At 55.1% G+C, this 20,038-nt stretch carries 21 protein-coding genes, 1 tRNA gene and 1 pseudogene; 4 read left to right on the top strand and 19 right to left on the bottom strand.

Going from position 1 to position 20,038, the window contains the following annotated elements:
- Nucleotides 1–56: 56 nt before the first annotated feature.
- Genes ccmI through ccmA form a run of 9 tightly spaced genes read right to left on the bottom strand, consistent with a single transcriptional unit; the run spans nucleotide 57 to nucleotide 7,009 of the window.
- On the bottom strand, nucleotides 57–1,268 hold the full coding sequence (gene ccmI / locus GC087_RS08015; RefSeq protein WP_324030249.1) for a c-type cytochrome biogenesis protein CcmI: 1,212 nt from the start codon (nucleotides 1,266–1,268) through the stop codon (nucleotides 57–59).
- A complete protein-coding gene (locus GC087_RS08010) occupies nucleotides 1,268–1,723 on the bottom strand; it encodes a cytochrome c-type biogenesis protein (RefSeq protein WP_324030247.1) in 456 nt (151 codons plus the stop codon). Before GC087_RS08010 ends, ccmI begins: the two co-directional genes overlap by 1 nt.
- Entirely contained in the window at nucleotides 1,720–2,274 is a 555-nt protein-coding gene (locus GC087_RS08005) for a DsbE family thiol:disulfide interchange protein (RefSeq protein WP_006120096.1), read from the bottom strand. Before GC087_RS08005 ends, GC087_RS08010 begins: the two co-directional genes overlap by 4 nt.
- Nucleotides 2,271–4,229 carry a heme lyase CcmF/NrfE family subunit gene (locus GC087_RS08000; protein WP_324030246.1) on the bottom strand — a complete coding sequence of 653 codons (1,959 nt, stop codon included), beginning with the start codon at nucleotides 4,227–4,229 and terminating at the stop codon, nucleotides 2,271–2,273. The genes GC087_RS08005 and GC087_RS08000 overlap by 4 nt, the downstream gene beginning before the upstream one ends.
- A complete protein-coding gene (ccmE, locus tag GC087_RS07995) occupies nucleotides 4,226–4,711 on the bottom strand; it encodes a cytochrome c maturation protein CcmE (protein ID WP_282498047.1) in 486 nt (161 codons plus the stop codon). The genes GC087_RS08000 and ccmE overlap by 4 nt, the downstream gene beginning before the upstream one ends.
- On the bottom strand, nucleotides 4,708–4,941 hold the full coding sequence (gene ccmD / locus GC087_RS07990) for a heme exporter protein CcmD (protein ID WP_006120099.1): 234 nt from the start codon (nucleotides 4,939–4,941) through the stop codon (nucleotides 4,708–4,710). Before ccmD ends, ccmE begins: the two co-directional genes overlap by 4 nt.
- Nucleotides 4,938–5,678 (bottom strand): heme ABC transporter permease, encoded by a 741-nt coding sequence (locus GC087_RS07985; RefSeq protein WP_324030243.1) that lies wholly within the window; start codon nucleotides 5,676–5,678, stop codon nucleotides 4,938–4,940. Before GC087_RS07985 ends, ccmD begins: the two co-directional genes overlap by 4 nt.
- Nucleotides 5,679–5,732: 54 nt before the next feature.
- Nucleotides 5,733–6,392 carry a heme exporter protein CcmB gene (ccmB, locus tag GC087_RS07980; protein ID WP_033740735.1) on the bottom strand — a complete coding sequence of 220 codons (660 nt, stop codon included), beginning with the start codon at nucleotides 6,390–6,392 and terminating at the stop codon, nucleotides 5,733–5,735.
- Nucleotides 6,392–7,009 (bottom strand): cytochrome c biogenesis heme-transporting ATPase CcmA, encoded by a 618-nt coding sequence (gene ccmA / locus GC087_RS07975; protein WP_324030241.1) that lies wholly within the window; start codon nucleotides 7,007–7,009, stop codon nucleotides 6,392–6,394. The genes ccmB and ccmA overlap by 1 nt, the downstream gene beginning before the upstream one ends.
- Before the next feature lie 243 nt (nucleotides 7,010–7,252).
- Here ccmA and GC087_RS07970 point away from each other — a divergent pair, with 243 nt between their 5' ends.
- Nucleotides 7,253–8,185 carry a formate/nitrite transporter family protein gene (locus tag GC087_RS07970; RefSeq protein ID WP_039339756.1) on the top strand — a complete coding sequence of 311 codons (933 nt, stop codon included), beginning with the start codon at nucleotides 7,253–7,255 and terminating at the stop codon, nucleotides 8,183–8,185.
- Between the two features lie 73 nt (nucleotides 8,186–8,258).
- Nucleotides 8,259–8,333: transfer RNA gene (locus GC087_RS07965), tRNA-Arg, on the top strand.
- A 316-nt stretch (nucleotides 8,334–8,649) separates the two neighbouring features.
- Here GC087_RS07965 and GC087_RS07960 read toward each other — a convergent pair.
- From GC087_RS07960 to GC087_RS07935, 6 genes and pseudogenes are all read right to left on the bottom strand, one after another.
- Nucleotides 8,650–8,937 (bottom strand): annotated as a pseudogene (locus GC087_RS07960) (type VI secretion system contractile sheath small subunit); the annotation flags it as partial.
- A gap of 996 nt (nucleotides 8,938–9,933) precedes the next feature.
- Nucleotides 9,934–10,635 (bottom strand): glycerophosphodiester phosphodiesterase, encoded by a 702-nt coding sequence (ugpQ, locus tag GC087_RS07955; RefSeq protein WP_006120339.1) that lies wholly within the window; start codon nucleotides 10,633–10,635, stop codon nucleotides 9,934–9,936.
- A gap of 19 nt (nucleotides 10,636–10,654) precedes the next feature.
- Nucleotides 10,655–11,761: an ABC transporter ATP-binding protein gene (locus GC087_RS07950; RefSeq protein WP_058701255.1), complete on the bottom strand. Its 1,107-nt coding sequence runs from the start codon at nucleotides 11,759–11,761 to the stop codon at nucleotides 10,655–10,657.
- A 5-nt stretch (nucleotides 11,762–11,766) separates the two neighbouring features.
- Nucleotides 11,767–12,831: a carbohydrate ABC transporter permease gene (locus GC087_RS07945; protein WP_058701254.1), complete on the bottom strand. Its 1,065-nt coding sequence runs from the start codon at nucleotides 12,829–12,831 to the stop codon at nucleotides 11,767–11,769.
- Nucleotides 12,831–13,742 carry a carbohydrate ABC transporter permease gene (locus GC087_RS07940; RefSeq protein WP_033740753.1) on the bottom strand — a complete coding sequence of 304 codons (912 nt, stop codon included), beginning with the start codon at nucleotides 13,740–13,742 and terminating at the stop codon, nucleotides 12,831–12,833. The genes GC087_RS07945 and GC087_RS07940 overlap by 1 nt, the downstream gene beginning before the upstream one ends.
- Nucleotides 13,743–13,787: 45 nt before the next feature.
- A complete protein-coding gene (locus GC087_RS07935) occupies nucleotides 13,788–15,164 on the bottom strand; it encodes an ABC transporter substrate-binding protein (RefSeq protein WP_324030239.1) in 1,377 nt (458 codons plus the stop codon).
- Between the two features lie 93 nt (nucleotides 15,165–15,257).
- Here GC087_RS07935 and GC087_RS07930 point away from each other — a divergent pair, with 93 nt between their 5' ends.
- Nucleotides 15,258–16,415, top strand: a complete 1,158-nt coding sequence (locus tag GC087_RS07930; protein ID WP_033740755.1) for an ROK family transcriptional regulator — start codon at nucleotides 15,258–15,260, stop codon at nucleotides 16,413–16,415.
- A gap of 170 nt (nucleotides 16,416–16,585) precedes the next feature.
- On the opposite strand, the gene GC087_RS07925 is transcribed toward GC087_RS07930, so the two are convergent.
- The 4 genes from GC087_RS07925 to GC087_RS07910 all read right to left on the bottom strand — a co-directional run bounded on the left by GC087_RS07925 (nucleotide 16,586) and on the right by GC087_RS07910 (nucleotide 18,551).
- Entirely contained in the window at nucleotides 16,586–17,116 is a 531-nt protein-coding gene (locus tag GC087_RS07925) for an RES family NAD+ phosphorylase (protein ID WP_058707743.1), read from the bottom strand.
- Between the two features lie 156 nt (nucleotides 17,117–17,272).
- Nucleotides 17,273–17,626, bottom strand: a complete 354-nt coding sequence (locus GC087_RS07920) for a hypothetical protein (RefSeq protein WP_193751012.1) — start codon at nucleotides 17,624–17,626, stop codon at nucleotides 17,273–17,275.
- Between the two features lie 23 nt (nucleotides 17,627–17,649).
- A complete protein-coding gene (locus GC087_RS07915; RefSeq protein WP_033740761.1) occupies nucleotides 17,650–17,979 on the bottom strand; it encodes an STN domain-containing protein in 330 nt (109 codons plus the stop codon).
- Between the two features lie 332 nt (nucleotides 17,980–18,311).
- Nucleotides 18,312–18,551, bottom strand: coding sequence for a hypothetical protein (locus tag GC087_RS07910; protein WP_006120349.1), 240 nt, complete (start codon nucleotides 18,549–18,551; stop codon nucleotides 18,312–18,314).
- Between the two features lie 266 nt (nucleotides 18,552–18,817).
- Here GC087_RS07910 and GC087_RS07905 point away from each other — a divergent pair, with 266 nt between their 5' ends.
- Nucleotides 18,818–20,038: an L-lactate MFS transporter gene (locus GC087_RS07905; protein WP_006120351.1), complete on the top strand. Its 1,221-nt coding sequence runs from the start codon at nucleotides 18,818–18,820 to the stop codon at nucleotides 20,036–20,038.

The raw sequence follows: 20,038 nt of genomic DNA, 5'->3' as shown, positions 1-20,038 counted from the left end.
ATAGCTGATATCCACGGTGCGGTTTACAGATTCAGACAGAGCCAGAGAATATCGGTCTAAGGCTGCTGCGCATTAATCTCAACGGTCACATGCTGATGACCGTCCCAGGGCACGACGGCGCTGACACCGAACCAGTCACCCGGCTCAGGGTTCGCGCGGCCACTACGTGAAATCCTGACGCGAACCTGGATCTGTTTCTGCGCCGAAAGACGGCGCCCCTGCATCATGGCATTACTGTCATCCAGCGTCAGCGACAGGGGAAAATGCCCGGCAGCAAGACGCTTCACGGCCACCGGCACGGGCGACATACCGTCAGTAACCGAAATATACATGACTCCGCCCGGCGGTAACATGTTTTCTGCCTGGGGAGAAAGCGTCACATCTACCGTCAACTGGCTCGCTTGTTGTCCGGCGTCCGTTCTGGCTTGCTCAATACTGCGCGCAATGTTGTCGCGCCGGGGATCGTCCGCCGGCAGCGCGTTCAGTAAGGTTTGCCAGGCCGCAATCGCCTGAGCATAGTGTTGCTGTTCAAAGGCAGCGTAAGCCAGCAGGCTCAGCGTCCGGGCATTGTGCGGATCCTGTTTACGCAGATCCTGCAACACAAGTTCTGCCTGACGGTTTTCCTGTGGATCGCCCGACCGGGCCAGAACCTCGGCGTAATCCTGTTTTAATACCTGATTATTCGGTGCCAACTGCAGCGCGTGCTCGAACGCCTGACGGGCGGTCGTCGCGTTATTCAGCACCATACCAAGACGGCCAAGCATTGCCCAGTCGCTAAGGTTATCAGGCTCGGTTTGCAGATGGCTGCGCAAACCGAGCTGTAAGCGTGAAAGCTGTTCCGGCGTCAGCGGCTTCGCGTGAGGATCCAGCACCTGCGCACGCAGCGCAGGGTACGCTTTCTGCACCTGCAGCCAGCCGCTGAACGGCACAAAACCGCCGGTGTTGAGATAGCACACCAGCGGCACGACCAGTAAGACAATAATGCCCGGTAACAATACCCAACGGCGACTGCTGCGCGACTGTGCATCCGGTGCGGGCGGAATATCACTCAACAGTGACTGCTGTAGCTCGCGCGCCATCACGTCCCGCTCGGCGATCACGCCCTGATCCTCATCCTGCGTCAGTTCGGCCAGCCGTTGGTGATAAAAATCTTTATTAAGGCTGTCACGCGTGACTATGTGGGACGCGCGCGGACGCCAGCCTGCGGCCAGGAACAGCACACAGGCCGCGAACAGCAGTACCAATATCGCGATTAAAAAGGCTGCCATTATGCTTCCCTGTCCGATTTCAAAATGGCTTCAAGCCGCTGTTGCTCTTCATCACTCAGTTCGCTACAGGTCTTACGCTGGCGACTGCGCCAGACGATTACGCCCGCGCCGCCTGCGACAAACAGCGCAGGTCCCAGCCACAGAATCACGGTGGATGGCGTTACGGGCGGTTGGTAGCTGACGAAATTGCCGTAGCGCGCCACCATATAGTCGAGGATCTGCTGACGCGTTTGTCCCTGTTTCATCAGCTGATAAACTTTCAACCGCATATCCGCCGCAATCATGGCTTTGGAATCCGCAATGCTGTTGTTCTGACATTTGGGGCAGCGCAGGGAGGCGGTGATATCACGGTACTGTTCTTCCTGCGCGACGGAGTCAAATGCATAGGTATCGATGGCCGCCCACAGGCTGGCGCTAAACAGCAAGCCGCAAAGCATCATCACCATCGCTTTCATGAGCCGCTCTCCGTGTTGTATTTATCCCATAAAGGCTTTACTTCCTGCTGCCAGACACGTGGATTCAGATCTCCGGCATGGCGATAGCGAATAATGCCGTTGCCATCGATCAGAAAGGTTTCCGGTGCGCCATATACGCCAAGATCCAGGCCCAGCATACCGTCGCCATCATACAGGCTGAGCGCATAAGGATTACCCAGCGTGTTTAACCAGGTCACCGCCTTTTGCCGATCGTCTTTATAATTGAGCCCGACTACCCGCACGCCCTGCTCTGCCAGCGTATTCAGATAATGATGTTCTGCCCGACAGGTCGGGCACCATGTTGCCCAGACGTTGAGTAAAAGCGGTTTGCCGGTGATAAGCGTTTGCTGGTTGTAGGTTTTACCGGGCGTTTCCAGGGCTTCGAGCCGGAACACCGGCAACGGTTTACCAATTAACGCCGACTCCAGCCGCGTAGGATCGTCGCCCGCCGCATTGCGTGACAGTTGCCAAAGCAGCGCGGCGGCCAGCAGTAAAAACAGGATCAGGGGAATAAACAGAATCTTTTTCATGCCCGCACCTCGCGCTCGCCTTTTTTACGCGCACGATAACGCGGATCCAGTAAACAGAGCAGACCGCCCGCAGCCATAAACAGTCCACCGAACCAAATCCAGCGCACAAAGGGTTTATAGTAAATGCGCACCGCCCAACTGCCGTCATCGAGTTCCTCACCCAGCGCCGCATAGAGATCGCGGGTAAAGCCACCATCAATTGCCGCCTCGGTCATCATGGTGCGCGCCGCTGAATAAAAGCGTTTTTCCGCATACAACTTCGCTTCAGGCTGCCCGTCCCGCGTCACATCAATCACCGCCACGCCGCCGCTGTAGTTGGGCCCTTGCAGATCCTGAACATCGCGGAAGACAAAGTGGTAGTGATGGATATCAACACTGTCGCCCGCTTTCATGCGCACATCCCGTTCAACGCTGTATTGCGTGCTAAACGCTATCCCAATCACGGTGACGCCGACACCTAAATGGCCGAGCACCATGCCCCAGTGGCTGCGTGACAAGTGGCGCAGTCCGGTGAAAAAAGAATGACGATGCGTCGCACGTTCATGCAGTTCCATCAGGGTTAACACGATGATCCATACCGCCATCAGCAGGCCCACTACCGTCATTGCCTCTACCCGATCCTGTAGCCACCAGGGCAACAGCACGGAGGCCAGCAGCGTGACGACCAGTGCTAACAGCAAACGCCGTACCAGCTTCTGGGGTTCATCACGGCGCCAGCGCACTAACGGCCCAGTCCCCAACATTAAGGCCAGCGGTGCCATCAGCCAGCTGAACAGCATATTAAAAAAGGGCTGGCCCACGGAGATGCTGCCCAGACCGAGTTGTTTATGGACCAGCGGTAACAGCGTACCGAGCAGCACCACCAGCATGGCCGCAATCAACAGGACGTTATTGCCCAGCAGAAAGGATTCGCGCGACCACAAGGCGTTTTGTACCCGGCTGCGGACCTGCCCTCCTTTGAGGGCATAGAGCAGCAGCGAGCTGCCAATAACAATCACCAAAAAGGCCAGAATAAACATGCCTCGCGCCGGATCGGAGGCAAACGCGTGCACCGAGACCAGCACGCCGGATCGCACCAGGAAGGTCCCGAGCAGACTCAGGGAGAACGCGGTAATCGCCAGCAATACGGTCCAGGCTTTAAAGGTGCCGCGCTTTTCGGTCACCGCCAGTGAGTGCATTAACGCCGTGCCAGCCAGCCAGGGCATAAAGGACGCATTTTCAACCGGATCCCAGAACCACCAGCCGCCCCAGCCCAGCTCGTAATAGGCCCATGCAGAGCCCAGCACAATACCTATGGTCAGGAACAGCCAGGCTGCGGCGGTCCAGGGACGCGACCAGCGCGCCCAGGCGGTATCCAGTCTTCCGGCCATCAGGGAGGCAATGGCAAAAGCAAAGGCCACCGAGAAACCGACATAGCCCATGTATAACAAAGGCGGATGGAAGATCAGGCCAATATCCTGCAGCATGGGATTGAGGTCGCGGCCATCAACGGGAAAGTCCGGCAGGGTACGGCTGAACGGATTAGAGGTGAGGATGATAAATAACAGGAAGCCCAGCGTAATCATGCCCATCACCGCCAGCACGCGCGCCAGTGCGTCCTGCGGCATGCCGCGGCTGAAGATCGCCACGGCCAGCGTCCAGCCACTCAGCAGCAGCACCCACAGCAGCAGGGAGCCTTCGTGCGCCCCCCAGGTGGCCGCAATGCGGTAATAGACCGGCAGCAGGGAATTCGAGTTGTTAACGACATAGCTAACGGTAAAGTCGTTAACGATAAACGCCCAGACCAGCAACCCGAAAGCTCCCGCCACACAGCCGAACAGGCCAACGGCCAGGGGACGCGCCATGCCCATCAGGCGCGCATCCTGACGCCAGGCGCCCCACAGCGGATATACGCTGAGCAGCAGCGCCAACGCGACGCCGAGACAGAGTAAAAAACTGCCCAGTTCTGGCATCATGGTGTCTGTCCTGCCGGGTGAGTCGCGGCCTGTTGCACGGGTGGTGCGGGCTTCATCGCGGCGGTGATTTCAGGTGGCGTGTAGTTTTCATCATGTTTCGCCAGCACTTCTTTGGCGTTGATCAGGTTGCCGGGTTCAAGGACGCCTTGTGCAACGACGCCCTGCCCCTCGCGAAACAGATCGGGCAAAATGCCCACAAAGTTTACACTGACCACACCACGGCCATCGTAAAGCTGAAAAGAGACGGCCAGCGTTCGGGGATCTCGCGTGACGCTGCCGGGCATCACCACGCCGCCCACGCGCAGACGCTGTCCGGGTTCCGGCCTGATGTGTGAATCACCTTTCCCCTCCAGGATTTCACCTGGCGTATAAAACAGATCGATATTGGACCGCAGCGCATACATTACCAGCGCGGTAGCCAGTCCAAGTCCGGTAAGTATCGCCACGACGACATACAGGCGATTACGACGGCGGGTATTCACTTCGCTTCTCCTGCCGTTTTAGTCCCGGCACGTTTAACACTGGCCGCGCGCAGACGGCGCTCCCGGGCATCACGCTGGCGAATGTCCGCCAGCAAACGTCTGTGTGACCACCAGCTGTGTACAATCAGGCCACAAAGAGGCACCAGCGCCCCTGCCACCGCCAGCCAGACGTAAAAGGCGTAACCGCCCATGGCAATGAAGTCATGCCATGAGGCAAAAGCGGGCGTCATTCTTTGCTCCTTGTCTTTGCCAGGGCAATCGCCCAGGGACGTTTACGTTCCGTCAGCAGAATCAGGTTGCGTAAGCGCATCAGCGTTAACGTGATAAACAACAGCAGGTCACCCAGGATGGCCCAGCGCAGCGGCGTGCGCATCGGCGGCGCGATAGCCTGTTGCAGTAAGCCGGACGATCCCTGATGCAAGGTATTCCACCACTGCACAGAGAAATGAATGATGGGCAGATTGATCACGCCGACCAGAATGAGCACCCCTGCGGCGCGCCCGGCCATGCGACGGTCGTCGAACGCCTGATACAGCGCAATGACGCCCAGATATAAAAACAGCAGCACCAGTTCTGATGTGAGCCTGGCGTCCCATATCCACCAGGTTCCCCACATCGGCTTGCCCCAGGCAGAACCGGTAATCAGCGCAATAAAGGTAAACACCGCACCGATCGGTGCCATCGCCGCTGAGACTAAATCGGCCATTTTCATCTGCCAGACCAGACCAGTAAACGCCGCAACGGCCATCGCGCTGTATATCCCCATCGACCACATGGCCGCCGGAACATGAATATACATAATGCGAAAACTTTCACCCTGCTGGTAGTCTGCCGGTGCATAGCCAAATCCCCATATCCAGGCCAGCAGCAGTACCGCCGCACTGGCCAGGGCGAACCCCGGCACCAGCCGACCGCACAACTGATACAGCCGTTCGGGCTTCGCCAGCTGATGTAATCCTTTCCACATGTTTACTTGCTCACTTTTAAATAAACGCGAATAACACGTCTGATGCGTGCTGATTTAGTGCAGCGTAATCCGCAACGCCGCGGCGGTGGCAAACGGGGCCAGCGTCGCACTCGCGACCAGCATCGCCCCCAGCAACGCCAGGTAACCGCCAATGGCTAACCCCTGACCTGCGGCGTCGATGGCCGCGCTGGCAAAAATCAGTACCGGAATAGCCAGTGGCAGAACCAACAGGCTGAGCAGCACGCCGCCGCGACGCAACCCAACGGTCAGCCCCACGCCAATCGCGCCGAGAAAACTCAGCGTCGGTGTTCCTAACAGCAGCGTCAGTGCCACCGCCCGCCAGCCCGGCATATCCAGGGACAGCAACAGGGCCGCCAGGGGCGAAAGCAGAATTAACGGCAAGCCCGTGACCAGCCAGTGGGCGATGATTTTCCCCAGCACCGTGACCGGCAGTGGTACAGGCGACAATAAAAGTTGCTCTAGCGTGCCGTCGTTAAGGTCATCACGAAACAGCCTTTCCAGCGCGAGCAGCGAAGAGAGCAATGCCGCAACCCAGACAATACCGGGTGCGATCCGTGCCAGCTGATGAGGATCGGGACCGATACCCAACGGGAAGAGCGTGATGACAATCAGGAAAAACCACAGTGGATTCATCACTTCGGCGCCGCGACGACAGGCGATACGTAATTCGCGCTGAATAAGACGACACAACATTACTGCCACTCCATGGCATGCAGGCGGATAGTATTGATCTGCCCCGTCAGCCCCGGCAGCGGCTGATGACTGGTCACGATGACAGAACCCCCCTGCTGCGTGTGCGCCACAAAGCGGCTCATTAACGTCTCCACCCCCGTGTGATCGAGGGCGGTTAAAGGTTCGTCCAGGATCCATAAGGTTGCCCGGGTCAGCCACAGCCGGGCCAGGGCGATGCGCCGCTGTTGTCCGGCAGAGAGCTGCGCGGCCGCGACCTCTTCATAACCTGCCAGGCCGACGCTGGCCAGTGCAGTAAAAAGGTGTTCATCGCGGCAGTCTGGATGATAAAAGCGCAGATTTTCCAGCGCCGATAACGCCGATGAGATCCCCGGCAGATGCCCCAGGTAAAGCATGGCCTGATGCCAGGTGTCGCGTTGACGGTGAACCGGCTGCGACTGCCAGCGCACCTCACCATGTTCAGGCGTGCTCAGTCCGGCCAGGATCCGCAGCAGCGACGTTTTCCCGGCCCCGTTTGGCCCTTCAATTTGTACGATGTCACCTGCCGACACGCGAAACGTAAGCGCCTCAAAGAGCGCGCGCTCATCACGCACACAAAGCAGATTAATGATTTCCAACATGGAGGGGTAAATCGCGCCAGCCAAATAAGGCGCAAATGATAGCACAATGTTACAGCGTGCCGAAGGCTGTGCGCGCTCCCCTTTTGCGCAGGGCTTAGATATTCGTGCTTTTCAGCGCGTCTGGTGGATAAAAAGCGCACCACGGCAGAAGGTTGTCACGTTTGTTCGCTGTCGCAGAAACAGTTTCGTTAGCCAAAAAACGACTACGCTTATAACGCATTTGTACTGTTACCAGGAGAAAACATGAAGCCTTCATCAAGCATAAGTCAGGGACCTAACGATGTAGACAGCGAAGAAAAAGAACAGGGAAAGGAGGATATTGAAGTAGATGAAGACGCCCTGCCCTCGCGTGCCGCCGCTATCCACGAAGAGATTCGACAGGACGGGGAAAAAGAGCTGGAGCGGGATGGCATGGCGCTGCTGTGGTCAGCGATTGCGGCCGGGCTGTCAATGGGGGCTTCACTGATGGCCAAGGGCATTTTTCAGGTTCATCTGGACGGCGTCCCCGGCGCCTATTTACTGGAAAACCTTGGCTACACCTTTGGCTTTGTGATTGTGATTATGGCACGGCAGCAGCTTTTCACTGAAAACACCGTGACGGCCGTTCTGCCCGTTATGCACAAACCCACCACAAGCAATCTTGGTTTATTGCTTCGCCTGTGGGGCATTGTGCTACTGGGCAACCTTATTGGTACCGCGTTCGCCGCCTTAGCGTTTAACGAAATGCCCATTTTTGATGAAGCCACTCGCCAGGCCTTTACGGATATCAGCATGAAGGTGATGGAACATACGCCGGGCGAGATGTTTGCTAACGCGGTGATCTCCGGCTGGATCATTGCCACAATGGTCTGGATGTTCCCTTATGCGGGAGCGGCCAAACTGTTTGTCATTGTAATGATGACCTGGCTGGTCGCACTGGGCGATCTGGCACATATCGTGGTGGGTTCCGTTGAGGTGCTTTACCTGGTGTTTAACGGCAGCGTGCCCTGGACCGCGTTTCTCTGGCCTTTTGCTGTTCCAACCCTGTTGGGTAACCTGACGGGCGGTACGCTGATTTTCGCCCTGATAAGTCACGCCCAGATTCGCAATGATATGGGCGAAGCTGCTCAGGCAAAGGCGAAGGCAGAACGGCGCAAAGCGGAGAAAAAACGTCAGCAGCAGCAAGAAGAACGCTAAATTGCTGACAGAATGAGCAAACGCGCGGCAGTGTAGTGAATCCTGCCGCTTAACTGCGGTATACTGCGCTGGCGTCTCCTTAGTTAAATGGATATAACGAGCCCCTCCTAAGGGCTAGTTGCAGGTTCGATTCCTGCAGGGGACACCACGTACAGCCTTCTGACATTCACCAAATTCACTCATCCTTCTTATCTTTAATACCGCCTCTGCTCAGCCTGGGTGACGACGGCCAGTTTCTGCGCATTTCAACATGAACGATTACACATACACATTTCCTGTTTAAGCATTCACGCTCTATTAAGGCTCAGAACGGCCGGCACTTTTAGGCAAGCGGTCAACATCTCATCGTGTTTTTTGCGACCAGCTTGCCCCTGTCGACAGACTGAAGAAAAGTGTAACGCCTGGCCGATAACACGCAATCTTCCTAAATAATCAAGTCGGGGACATTCTCAGAATCAGAAAGAAAATGAAGCGCCTTTATGTGGATCGCTACCGTCACCAGCAAGCGTGTTTTTAACGGTAAGACTGACTTTCGGGGAATATTCGGAAAGCACAGCGTCGAAATTATTTTTGTTCAGATTAACTTTTTTTCGCTCAGATAACGGTGCTGTCTCCTGCCCATGGCTGAAATCGCCCGCAACCAGCAATTTCAGAGGGAGCTCGGTTTTCTTGCTCGCGCCGCCGGTATGCAGATCAAGTTTCAGATTAATACGTGCTTTGGGTATTTCGGACTGAAAGGAAGAATTAGACATAGCTGTCCCTGTTCTATGAAGTTATAGAAGCGGTCACTGCCAGCGAGAAATTAAAAGAAAAGCAAACCCTTTATTAGCACTATCCCGGTTCCCGTCATCTGACAGGAATCAAAACCCCGGGATGTAAAGCGGGCGCATTCCATTCACCAGCACGTCGACACGGTATTTTTCAGGTACTTTTCAGAAATAAAAAAACGTCCAGCAAGCACCTGGAGACGGAGTTTATGAACGTTTCATGCATGACAGGAAATAAAAATATGTAACTAAAGGTTACAGAGATATGCTTTAACAATATTTTATCATCTTTATGATTTATATGATTTTTATTTAAAAACCCCTTCAGAGATTATGGAATAAGGATGTTCAGTAAGTGATCAATGTATTTCAGAGCATGACATGCGCAAAATCCCACCAGTCACATGAGAACGTTAATTTTTCATTGTTAAAAAAATAACTTTCAGGAAGCGAGTGTGAAAAGGGGGAATAGGACGAGACCGTCATGTCAGCATAATTTCTTTTATTGACGTAAATCAATTCTGGTTATTTTCGCTTAAAAAAAACTGAAATCAATGTATGTCACCTGTCTGTATAAACGTATTTCAGACATCGGAGAGAGGAAGGATTATCGTTATCTGCGTGCTTGTCATCTGTCACCACATCTGACCGCGAGTTATGCGATGCCATCACTTACGTCAGCCAGAATAAATCTGGCCGGTGCACTCGCCTGAAGCGATCGCAGACGATAAAGTCAGCTAGTGTCACGATGTTGTTTGTGTTGGGAACGAGAAGTTTACAATTAAACGGAAGGGAACGGTGCAGGGCATATTTACGCGATCAAAACGCGTCGATATAACATCATTGTCAGGCGCCCTCCAGGGCCGGGGCCTGCCAGATAATGTCGAAGGGCAGTACCGCAGCTGCCCTTCTCTGTTTACCCGTCATACCCGTAAACACGGGTAGCGACGCAGAACCTTATCGTTCAGTCGTTCTGTAAACCTATCGCCGTGTGTGGCTAAAGAGATCCGGGCGATTGAGGTTAATATAATCGACGCCCGCCGCCGCAATTTCCTGATGAATCGCTATATCGTCATCACCGTAATAAACCATAATCTCAAGCCCGGTCTTACGGCTTGCTTCAAGAATACCGGGATGACGCATCTGCTCTACGTTTACCTCAATGATCGATGCATGATGCACGGTGGCAACGAGAGAGGGAGACATCGCGATATTGAGGGTCATCATTTTGCGAAAGTCCGGCGCAACGGCCTGAAGGCCAGCGCGCATCGTTTCGGAAAACGAAAAGAAAAACGTATCACGGACCATACCGAGATCGCGTACCAGTGCAGCCACTTTTACCGGATCGCAGTATTTCAGCTCAATATAAACGCCCGCTCGGCCGCGCAGATGTTCGAGATAGGCATCAAGTCGCGGCACCCTGGCGTCTTTAAAACGCTCATCGAACCAGCTTCCCGCATCCAGTGCATCAATATCGCGCGACAGAGCATGCCCAACAGGGCCCGTCCCGTTCGTGGTGCGATCCAGCGTCTCGTCATGGATAACGTAGAGCACACCATCGGCGCTCTCCCGTACATCCAGCTCAATGTAATCAGCCCCCTGTTCAAGCGCCAGATCGGCGGCAAAGAAGGTGTTCTCTGGCGCAAAATGGTTGGCGCCACGGTGTGATACGATTCGGGTCATGGAAATCTTGTCCTGTAAGCTAGCCAGCGTGAACCTGTCTGCTGGGGTGGCCGGTTACGGCGAGGTTGGCATGAAGATCGACGATGCGTTTACCGACAGCATTGAAGATCAGAGTCAGTTCGGGTTGGCTCGCTATTCCTACCCGGGAACCAGGCGCATGACGCACCGCTTCACCATATTCCAGCGCGCGAAGCGTGCCGGCCGGCGTGTCAATCGTATAGAAAACTTCACGTCCCATCGGCTCAACGGTCATGATCTCCCCACACAAGGGAGCCTCGTCAGCGGCAATAAGGTTGATATCTTCCGGACGCAGACCAAAACAAACGGGGCCGTCGTATTCGTGGTTCAGTTCGAGTGTCGTTTGCCCCAGGTGCAGAAACCCGCCGACTGCCTGTCCTTCCACAAGATTCATCGGCGGAGAGCCGATAAACCCTGCAACAAAGCGATCGGCCGGACGTCTGTACAGGTCATCAGGTGTCCCAATCTGCACTATCTCGCCATGATTCATACAGATGATCCGATCGGCCATGGTAATGGCTTCCAGCTGGTCATGGGTGACGATCAAGGTGGTGAAGCCGAGACGTTTCTGGAGATTCTTGAGTTCCGTCCGCATGGTGATACGGAGCGTCGCGTCGAGGTTAGAAAGCGGTTCGTCGAGTAACAGAATATTCGGTTCCTTGACCAGTGCCCGCGCCAGCGCCACGCGCTGTTGCTGCCCCCCTGAAAGCTGCGACGGGCGTCGATCAAGCAGTGCGCTTATTTGCACCAGATTAGCCGCCTCCTCCACGCGCCTGGCAATGTGCTCCTTACCTGTTTTTTTAAAACGTAACGGAAAAGCGATGTTTTCGCGTACCGTCAGGTTCGGGTAAAGCGCATAAGACTGGAAGACGATACCGACGTTGCGATCGCGGGCATCGATGCGATTAACGTTGTGCCCGTCAAACGCGATCTCACCGCTGGTCGGCGCATAGAGCCCTGCCAGCAGAAACAGCGTTGTCGATTTACCGCATCCTGAGGGGCCGAGAATGGCGACGAATTCGCCGTTCTCAATGGTAAGATTCATCGGTTTCAGGACCTGAGTCTCGCCCCAGTTTTTGCTGACATTGTTAAGAGTGATCAAGGCCATGACAATTATCCCTTGATACCGCCAAAACTCATTTGAGTGATGTATTTCTGCGTAAAGGTGTAGAGAACGAGCACAGGGAGTAAATAAATGATGCCCACAGCGGCGATCATGCCGTAATCCGCACCCGTATTATCCTGTGCGACAAAGAACAGGTAGAGGCTCATCGTCATCTGGCTTTTGTCGATAAGTAACGTCTGAACAAAAACGTACTCCTCCCAACCACGTAAAAAGGTGAAGGTGGCAATCGCAATCAGTCCGCTACGCACCTGGGGCAATACCACCATACGAAAAGCCTGAAAACGGGTCGCACCGTCGGTCACCGCGCTCATTTCAATATCCCAGGGCACTGCGTCGAAAAAGCCCTTCAGGACGAAGATCGCATAAGGCAGCTCCAGCGCACTCATCACCATCACCACACCGAAAAGATGGTTGAGCAGGCCCATATAGTGAAGCTGGATAAAGATGGCGATGGTGAGCGCCAGCGCGGGGAAAGCATGTAACAGCAGCAAGCCGCGCAGAAAATTTTGCCGCCCGGCAAAGACAAAGCGCGATAACGCGTAGGCGGCTGGGGTAGCGACGATCGTGACAATCAGCGTTTGTGAAACGCCAAAGATCAGCGAGCTTCCAAGTGCCGTCCAGGCCGATGGCATCAGGTCCACGCGCGTGGTGCCCGTATTCGCGATGTCGCGCATCCAGAGAAAACGGTAGTTGTGCAACGTCATGTGTGGCATCAGAAAAATCATCACAAGCAGCAGCACAACGATCCCCAGCGCAGCCCAGGACAATACCGGTCTGCGTAAACGCTCTGCCAGGAAAGCAAGCGCGATCGCTCCGATATACGCGACGCCCGCAATTGCGCTGGTGCGCCACAGAACAAGCCGGCTGACGGACGCATCAGACGTGGTCAGCGATTTGGCCAGAAGCCAGAGGTAAGGCAGCAGAATCGGCACTGACATCACCGTCAGGAAGAGAATGAGCGCAGAAAGGAAGCCGACACGGTTGATTGTGCCTCTGCGTTCAAGACGCGCCCATTTCGATTTGGCCACGGCCGGGTTTGGGACGAGTGACATCACAATACCTCGATTTTCGGCGCGGCAAACGTCGCGCGCATATTACTGACCCGCCATTGCATTAAGGTCACGCCTACGCCGATCACCATCAGGCCAAGCGCCAGCGCCGCGCCATAGGCGTAAGCCCCATTTTCAAAGGCGCGACGGTAGATATAGAGCGCATAAGGCGTCGAATCGTAGACGGGACCGCCACCGGTGATGAGCAGAATGTACTCGTAGGTCGTCAGCAAGGAGAGCCCCTGATAGATGGTGATAAACCGAATGGGCTGAGACAGTGCGGGGGCCACTACATAGCGCAGCACGCCCCATTCGCTCGCCCCATCCACTCGCGCCGCATTGGCAAGATGTGCAGGGATGGAACGAATGGATGAAGTCAGAATGACCATGGCAAACGATGCCCCGACCAGGCCATTTGCCACAATGATGAGAAACAAGGGGAAATCATTACGCAGATTCATGAGCGGCAGACCGAAGGATCCGGTTACCTGATTGAGCAAACCAGACGGCGTGGGATCGGCAACCCATATCCACAGAATACTGTAGAGGACGGCCGGTGACATGCGTGGCAAAAGCCAGAGACCGCGAAAAAGATTACCCAGCCTGTCGGGAATGGCCGTCGTTGTTATCGCCAACAGGACACCCAGCCCGACGTTAAAAATAAACAGCGTCGCCGTGACATAAATCAGCGTCGTCAGCAGCACCGCAGGCATGCGCGCATCGCGTAAGACAATCCGCTCGACGTTTTGCAGCGTGAAGTGACCGACCCGCAGATCAGCGCCCATATCGGTAAAGGCGATGACGGTATTGACGATAATGGGCGCCAGGAAAAAGACGGCCAACAGCGCGATAGCAGGCGCGAGATAGAACACAGGTCGGGCCGGCCGGTGCGCCCGAGGCTGAAACTGAGACATGACCACATCTCCCTGGAGAGTAAGCGACGCTTTACAGGCTAAGCACTATTTTTTGGCGACAGACGACCGGATTTCTATATCGTCGCCAAACTGCAGTTCGAGCTCTTCGGCGATAAAATCAACGGCCTGTTTTGCCGTCATTTTTCCTGTTTCAACCGCCTGGAGACCGCTGAACAGCACCTTGTTATAGCTGCCAAACTGGATATGATTGGGCACGAACTTCGCATGTACCATCATGGGCGAAGCGGCTGACAGCACCCAGTTATCGCGGTATTTCGGCATCGCCGTTTGCGCGTTGCTGATGGCCGTGTGATAGGACGTCACAGCATGTTCGTTGTTGAAATAAGGCAACGTCGCCAGTGCCACCAGTTCGGCAGCAATGTCAGCATTTTTGCTTTTGGCGTTCACCGTATAGAGAAGCGGATGCGACAGGTTTGAGGGCTGACCGCCCTTTTTGGCCGCAGGCGCCGGGATCCAGCCTATCTTATGAAAATACCCTTCTTTGTCTGTCGGCCAGACCGCGCCATTTTTGTCGCCCAGTTGCCAGGCAACCGCCCAGACGCCCTGGTGAAAGATAAAGGCTTTCTCCTGCTTGAACGCGTTCTGAATGGCATCCCAGCTCATCGCCGTGTTATCGACCGGCGTCACTCCCTGCTTCGCATTGCGCTCATACCAGCCAAGCGCATCCGCCATTTCTGCTTTAGGGAAGATGAGCTTGCCGGTCTTGTCATCCATAAATTTCACGCCGTAAGACTGAAAAACCATCAGATAATCAATACCGACATTCGGCCGGTGCAACATGCCGTACTGAGCCGCTTTACCGTCCACGACCTCTTTGGCAAGGGCCGTCAGATCGTCCAGTGTAAAATCACCGGACTCCACCCTGGCCGGTATGGCGTTGATAAAGGCTTCATCCTTGCCAATTTTTCTCAACATATCTTTGTTGTAAAAAAACATTCTTATTTCAGCATCCTGCGGTATGCCATAGATCTTTCCATCGTTTGCCTTTGCCGACGCCCACAGGACGGGCAGGATGTCGCCATAGACCCACGGTGCCGCCGCGATCTTATCGTTCATTTGCAAGGCATAGCCGTCCTTCGCAAACTGACCAATCCATTCATGGGGCAGCACATAGATATCCGGCCCTTGTCCGACAGACATCGCCTTCAGCATATCCATGGCGAAGTCGTCCCAGCCTTTGACAGCACTGCTATTGGCCTGAATCACAATATGTTTGTCGACGCCCGCAGCATTAAATTGCTTGTTCATGATGTCGGCTGCATCTTCAATGTTGGTAATGCGGTTCGGTGCGCTACGCTCGGCGAGCGTGGCGAGTTTAATCGTTATCTCTTCTGCGTGAGTCATGCCAACACACAACGCGGACATCACGAGGGTGGCGAGGACTGTGAGTTTTTTTGACATGGTGTTTATTCCCGTTGTGCCTATTATTTAAGTAAGTTAATTTATTTAAATGACAGGTTCATGACCATGTGAAAACGACAGGGAGAAGGTGCGTTGACTTCATCAAAACATTGGGAAGGAATCGGTTCGACCCAGTCGGCCGTACTACGTTATCTGCGTCGCAACGACGCCGCATCACGTGCTGAGATCGCCGATTGTTGCGGGGTGACAGCGGCGGCCGTCAGCATGATGACCCGCGATCTCATCAAGCGAGGTATCATCATCGAAGGAGCCCGGCGTTCATCTGGCCGGGGCGCGCCCCACATTGATCTGATGCTTAATTCCTCCATCGGCTATGCCGTTGGGATTCATGCCAGCCGCTTCTCTGTTACGCTGATGCTGCTTGATTTCAAAGGGAAACGGGTCGACGAAATTGAACTGACCGGCCACTATGATACCTTTGCCCGCGCCCGCTCAGAGATACAGAAGGGCCACAAAACGTTGCTTGAGAGAAACCACATACCGGATCATTTACTGATTGGCGCAGGCATTGCCATGCCGACGCGCTTCCAGCGCGGTCAGGCTCCGCTTCATCTGGCTCCCGAAGTGCTTTCCTGGGATGAACCCGGGCTGTTCGAAGCCATTCAGCAGGCGCTGGGCTGTCCGGTGTTAATCGAAAATGATGCCAATGCTGCCGCCATGGGCGAAATGACGCTGGGTAATGCGGCTAATCATGACGATTTTATCTATCTCTATCTGTCAGAGGGCGTCGGCAGTGGCCTTATCCTGGGCAAACAACGTTATCGCGGTCATCTGGGCAATGCGGGCGAAATTGGGCTGCTGCTGCCACTCGATAGGCCCCGCCCCTCTTTTACTGACCTTGCGGCGTGGTGTAAGCATCGCCTTGGCCAGATACCTGAAGGCCGCGCTGAGGCTGTCTGGCACCATTTTCTTAGCGAAAACACAGCGGTTCTCGACGAATGGATCGCACGTACTGGCCCGGAGATCGCCCGGCTGGGCTTTATGCTGAATGCGGTCCTCGCGCCAGCGGCGATCTATCTGGGTGGGACACTTCCGCAGATGGTGCGTGAACGGCTTGCGGCCTGGCTCGACTTTTCCACTGTGGATACGTTAAACGGCACACCTGTCGTGCAGCCTGAAATCTGTCTGCCGGACGTCGCGGCCACGGATACGGTCGCATTCGGAGCCGCCGCCATGGTCCTGCATAATGTTGCTCAGCAGGATAACGGGCATCGCGACGGGGTCAACTGACCGCTCAGCGGCGGTGACGGAATGAAGGAAACCGACGCGGCAAACATCGGCGACGGTTCTCTGAGTTGGCCGCGGATAAACAGGTCTCTGTGAAATGAGAGCCAGTCCGCAGCGAGCGTCGGTTTATTTGCGACCGCAGCGTGGGACAGGTTTGGTTTAATTTGCCCGCACTATAATCCCCACTTGGGGCCAGCCGGTGAAAGCGTGATCGGGATGGGCTTGCCGCTTACCGCCACGCGTGGTGCAGAAGGCGTGTTCCACTGAAAAAGACAGATATGCCAGCCGCCGGGAATAAGACGCGAACGGTCAATAATCCCATCCGCGCCTGTTGCTCTGGCTTTATCTGCGTTGTGCCATGAATCCGGGATTCGCCCCTGCTGCAGCGCCGTTCGCCAACTGCCGTCAGCGGCTTCTGGCAGGATTCCCAGTTGCTCACATTTAGCCTTATCGCGCTGATCTACCAGCCAGGCCCCTGACAGGCGTAGTGGAATCAGGACGCGTGAAAGGCCATCCTCACGCATATAGCCCGATACCGCCATGATGGACCATTCCGGCAGCGGACTCATATACAAGGCCGGTTGCCCGTGGCGATGATAACGCCCCGCGCTTTGCGGGCCGGGTGCGGCAAGCACCGCCTGCGCCTTCGCGGTTAACACAGCGCGATAAAAAAGGCCGCCCACGGGCAATAGTGCGTGATGCATGTTTGTCTTTTCTCCCGCAACAACCCCATCCCTGCGATTGCTGAACGCGCCAGTTAATCGCTTAGTGCGTAGCCACGAACCAGCCCGACCTGTCGGCGCATGTCTGCCTTGCCTGCGCACAAGCCGGTGATACACAGGCGCGGGGCCAGCCGATCATCAGATTCGTTCCATCTGCCCGGACGATACGATGTGATGCCGTTTAGGATGCGACTTTGGATGCGCCGGATTACATTGCTCATGTGTGCCGGGCAGATAAAATCTGCCGTCCTGAGAGGGCGCAGTACCGCCGGGACAACCATTCATGCCGCGCTGACCATTGTGGCCAGGCAACCCAGCACCGCCAGGTTGATTGTCCATACTTCCGCCGTTACCGCCCGCACCGCCGTTACCGCCTGTGCCTCCCATACCACCCGCTCCGCCATTTCCACCTTCCCCACCGTTGCCCCCTGGCGCGGCATAGCAGACTGATGCGGTTAACAACAAAATAAGCAAAGCAGCGCCTCTGCGCATGGTGTGACCTCCGTGATTCGCGATTATTTTTCGACAGTAATGACATCCGGCGTTTGCGCCACAATCTTCAACGGCGTGCCTTTTATAGCCTGTCCGAGCGCTTCACGAAGCGTCATGGTGCCCTCTACAGGATTCACCTGAACAGCCCCAGTGCGCGACAAATCCGTCTGGATAAAACACCCGGTACCGTGCGCCAACTGTTGCGCCGTTTCGTCAAAGCGCGACAAATGAAGATTGTAGGTCGCTTCCGCATCACATTTACCCGCAGGGATGTGACCAGAAGATGACTGGCTGCACGACGTACACGTCAGCGCCAGCAGCAAGCAGGCTGAGTTGAAGGATGTGAAATGCATAACGCCTCCGGGCACAGGAAAACTTGTGTTTTTGTCCCATAGTCAACTGTTTCTGTCAGCGTGCAGAGTATGTCTGAGTGTGATCGCAGGCGAGGAGGTGGGAAATGTTCGGTTCGCTATCGTGCCGCTTCGCACTGGCGGTAATGACCTCTCTTAGCAGAGAAAGCGAGAGCAGCGATGCACAGAGAAAGTCACGTTTTACGGTGTCGTGCTCACCGGGCGCGACGGAACGCGTCTTCGCCGTCCCTGGCGCTACCATGATTTTACGGTGATGTGTCCTGTGTAAACAAAACGGAACCGTAGCGGGCATGGCGCCCTTTCCTGTCTGGGCGTCATGCCCGTTTTTGCTGCGCATTGACAAGATGCTGGGGTTGATTGATCGCTTTGCGCGCAATCCAGTAGAGCAGAACCCGCTCGTCGTCACTGTCGCGGTCCGCCATTGACAATAATTTCAGTGCCAGGGTAGATTTCGTGACAGGCTGCTGTTCTGCGCTCAGTTCGATCACTGCCTGACCGATAATGCAGCAAACTTCATCCTCACTGGTGATGGATTCATATGTCCGGTCTTTCATATTTCCTCCTGTTGAATGGACTTTAAGCCTGGCAAAAAAATGCTAAGCCTGCCGGGAAAAGAGGTTGGCCGTAATATTCCCTTACTGCTGTTTACCTGCCTTCATTAACTTGACTCACCTCGTTACACTTACCCCACGCGGCCATTCATTCCGCCCTGACAGCATTTCATTCCGCGTTGCATTCCGTTCATGCGCTTTCCGCCCTCGCGCGTAGGGGTTTTGGTTATTCTGACGCCAGTATTCAGTTTCCCCCTGGGAGTAACATAATGAACGCGACTCAACAGACTGCCCACCAGCGTACACGCTGGCTCACACTTATCGGTACGGTGATAACCCAGTTAGCGCTGGGGTCCGTTTATACCTGGAGCTTATTCAATGGTCAGCTCGCGCAAAAACTGGATGCGCCCGTAAGCCAGATCGCATTTTCATTTGGTTTACTGAGCCTGGGGCTGGCCATCTCTTCTTCACTGGCTGGCAAGCTGCAGGAGCGTTTTGGCGTCCGTAAGGTCACTATCGGCGCAGGTATATTGATGGCGCTGGGATTAGGGCTGACCGCCCATGCAGATAATCTGATCATGCTGTACCTGAGCGCGGGCGTGTTGTTAGGTCTGGCCGATGGCGCAGGGTATCTGATGACGCTATCCAACTGTGTGAAATGGTTTCCTGAACGTAAAGGCATGATATCGGCCTGCGCCATTGGCGCTTACGGTCTGGGTAGTCTGGGATTTAAATTCATTTGCGGGGCACTGTTGGCACGATTTGGGCTTGAACAGACCTTTGTGCTCTGGGGCCTGCTGGCAATGGCGATGATTATTGCTGGCGGACTGATGATGCGCGATGCGCCGCTGCAATCTGCGTCAGCTACTCAGGCAGAAGCGACGCGTCAGTATACGTTGGCCGAATCGGTGCGTCTGCCACAGTACTGGATGCTGGCGTTGATGTTTCTGACTGCCTGTATGAGCGGGCTGTATGTGATTGGCGTTGCAAAAGACATCGGGGAAGGTTTGGTTCACCTCAGCACCCAGACCGCCGCTAACGCCGTCACGGTCATCGCGGTAGCAAACCTGAGTGGTCGGTTAGTACTGGGCGTGCTGTCCGATAAAATGGTGCGTATTCGCGTGATCTCACTGGCCCAACTGGTTTCACTGATCGGTATGAGCCTGATGCTGTTTACACAGATGAATCAAACCACGTTTTTCCTGTCCCTGGCCTGCATTGCGTTTAGCTTCGGCGGCACCATTACCGTCTTCCCTTCGCTGGTCAGTGACTTTTTCGGCTTGAATAATCTGACCAAAAATTATGGCCTGATTTATCTCGGCTTTGGCATTGGCAGCGTAATGGGTTCGCTGGTGGCTTCACTGTTTGGCGGCTTTACGGTCACTTTCAGCCTCATTATGACCCTGCTGGTTATATCACTGGTGCTGTCACTGACAATCCGCCTGCCGCAGAGCCAGCCAGCCCATGAACCGCTGTTGCAGCGTCAGTAA

Origin of the sequence: Pantoea sp. JZ2, assembly GCF_035191405.1 — a bacterium.
GTDB lineage: Bacteria > Pseudomonadota > Gammaproteobacteria > Enterobacterales > Enterobacteriaceae > Pantoea > Pantoea stewartii.
The sequence above is the reverse complement of the archived record's forward strand: the minus strand, read 5'-3'. Positions and strand labels throughout refer to the sequence as shown.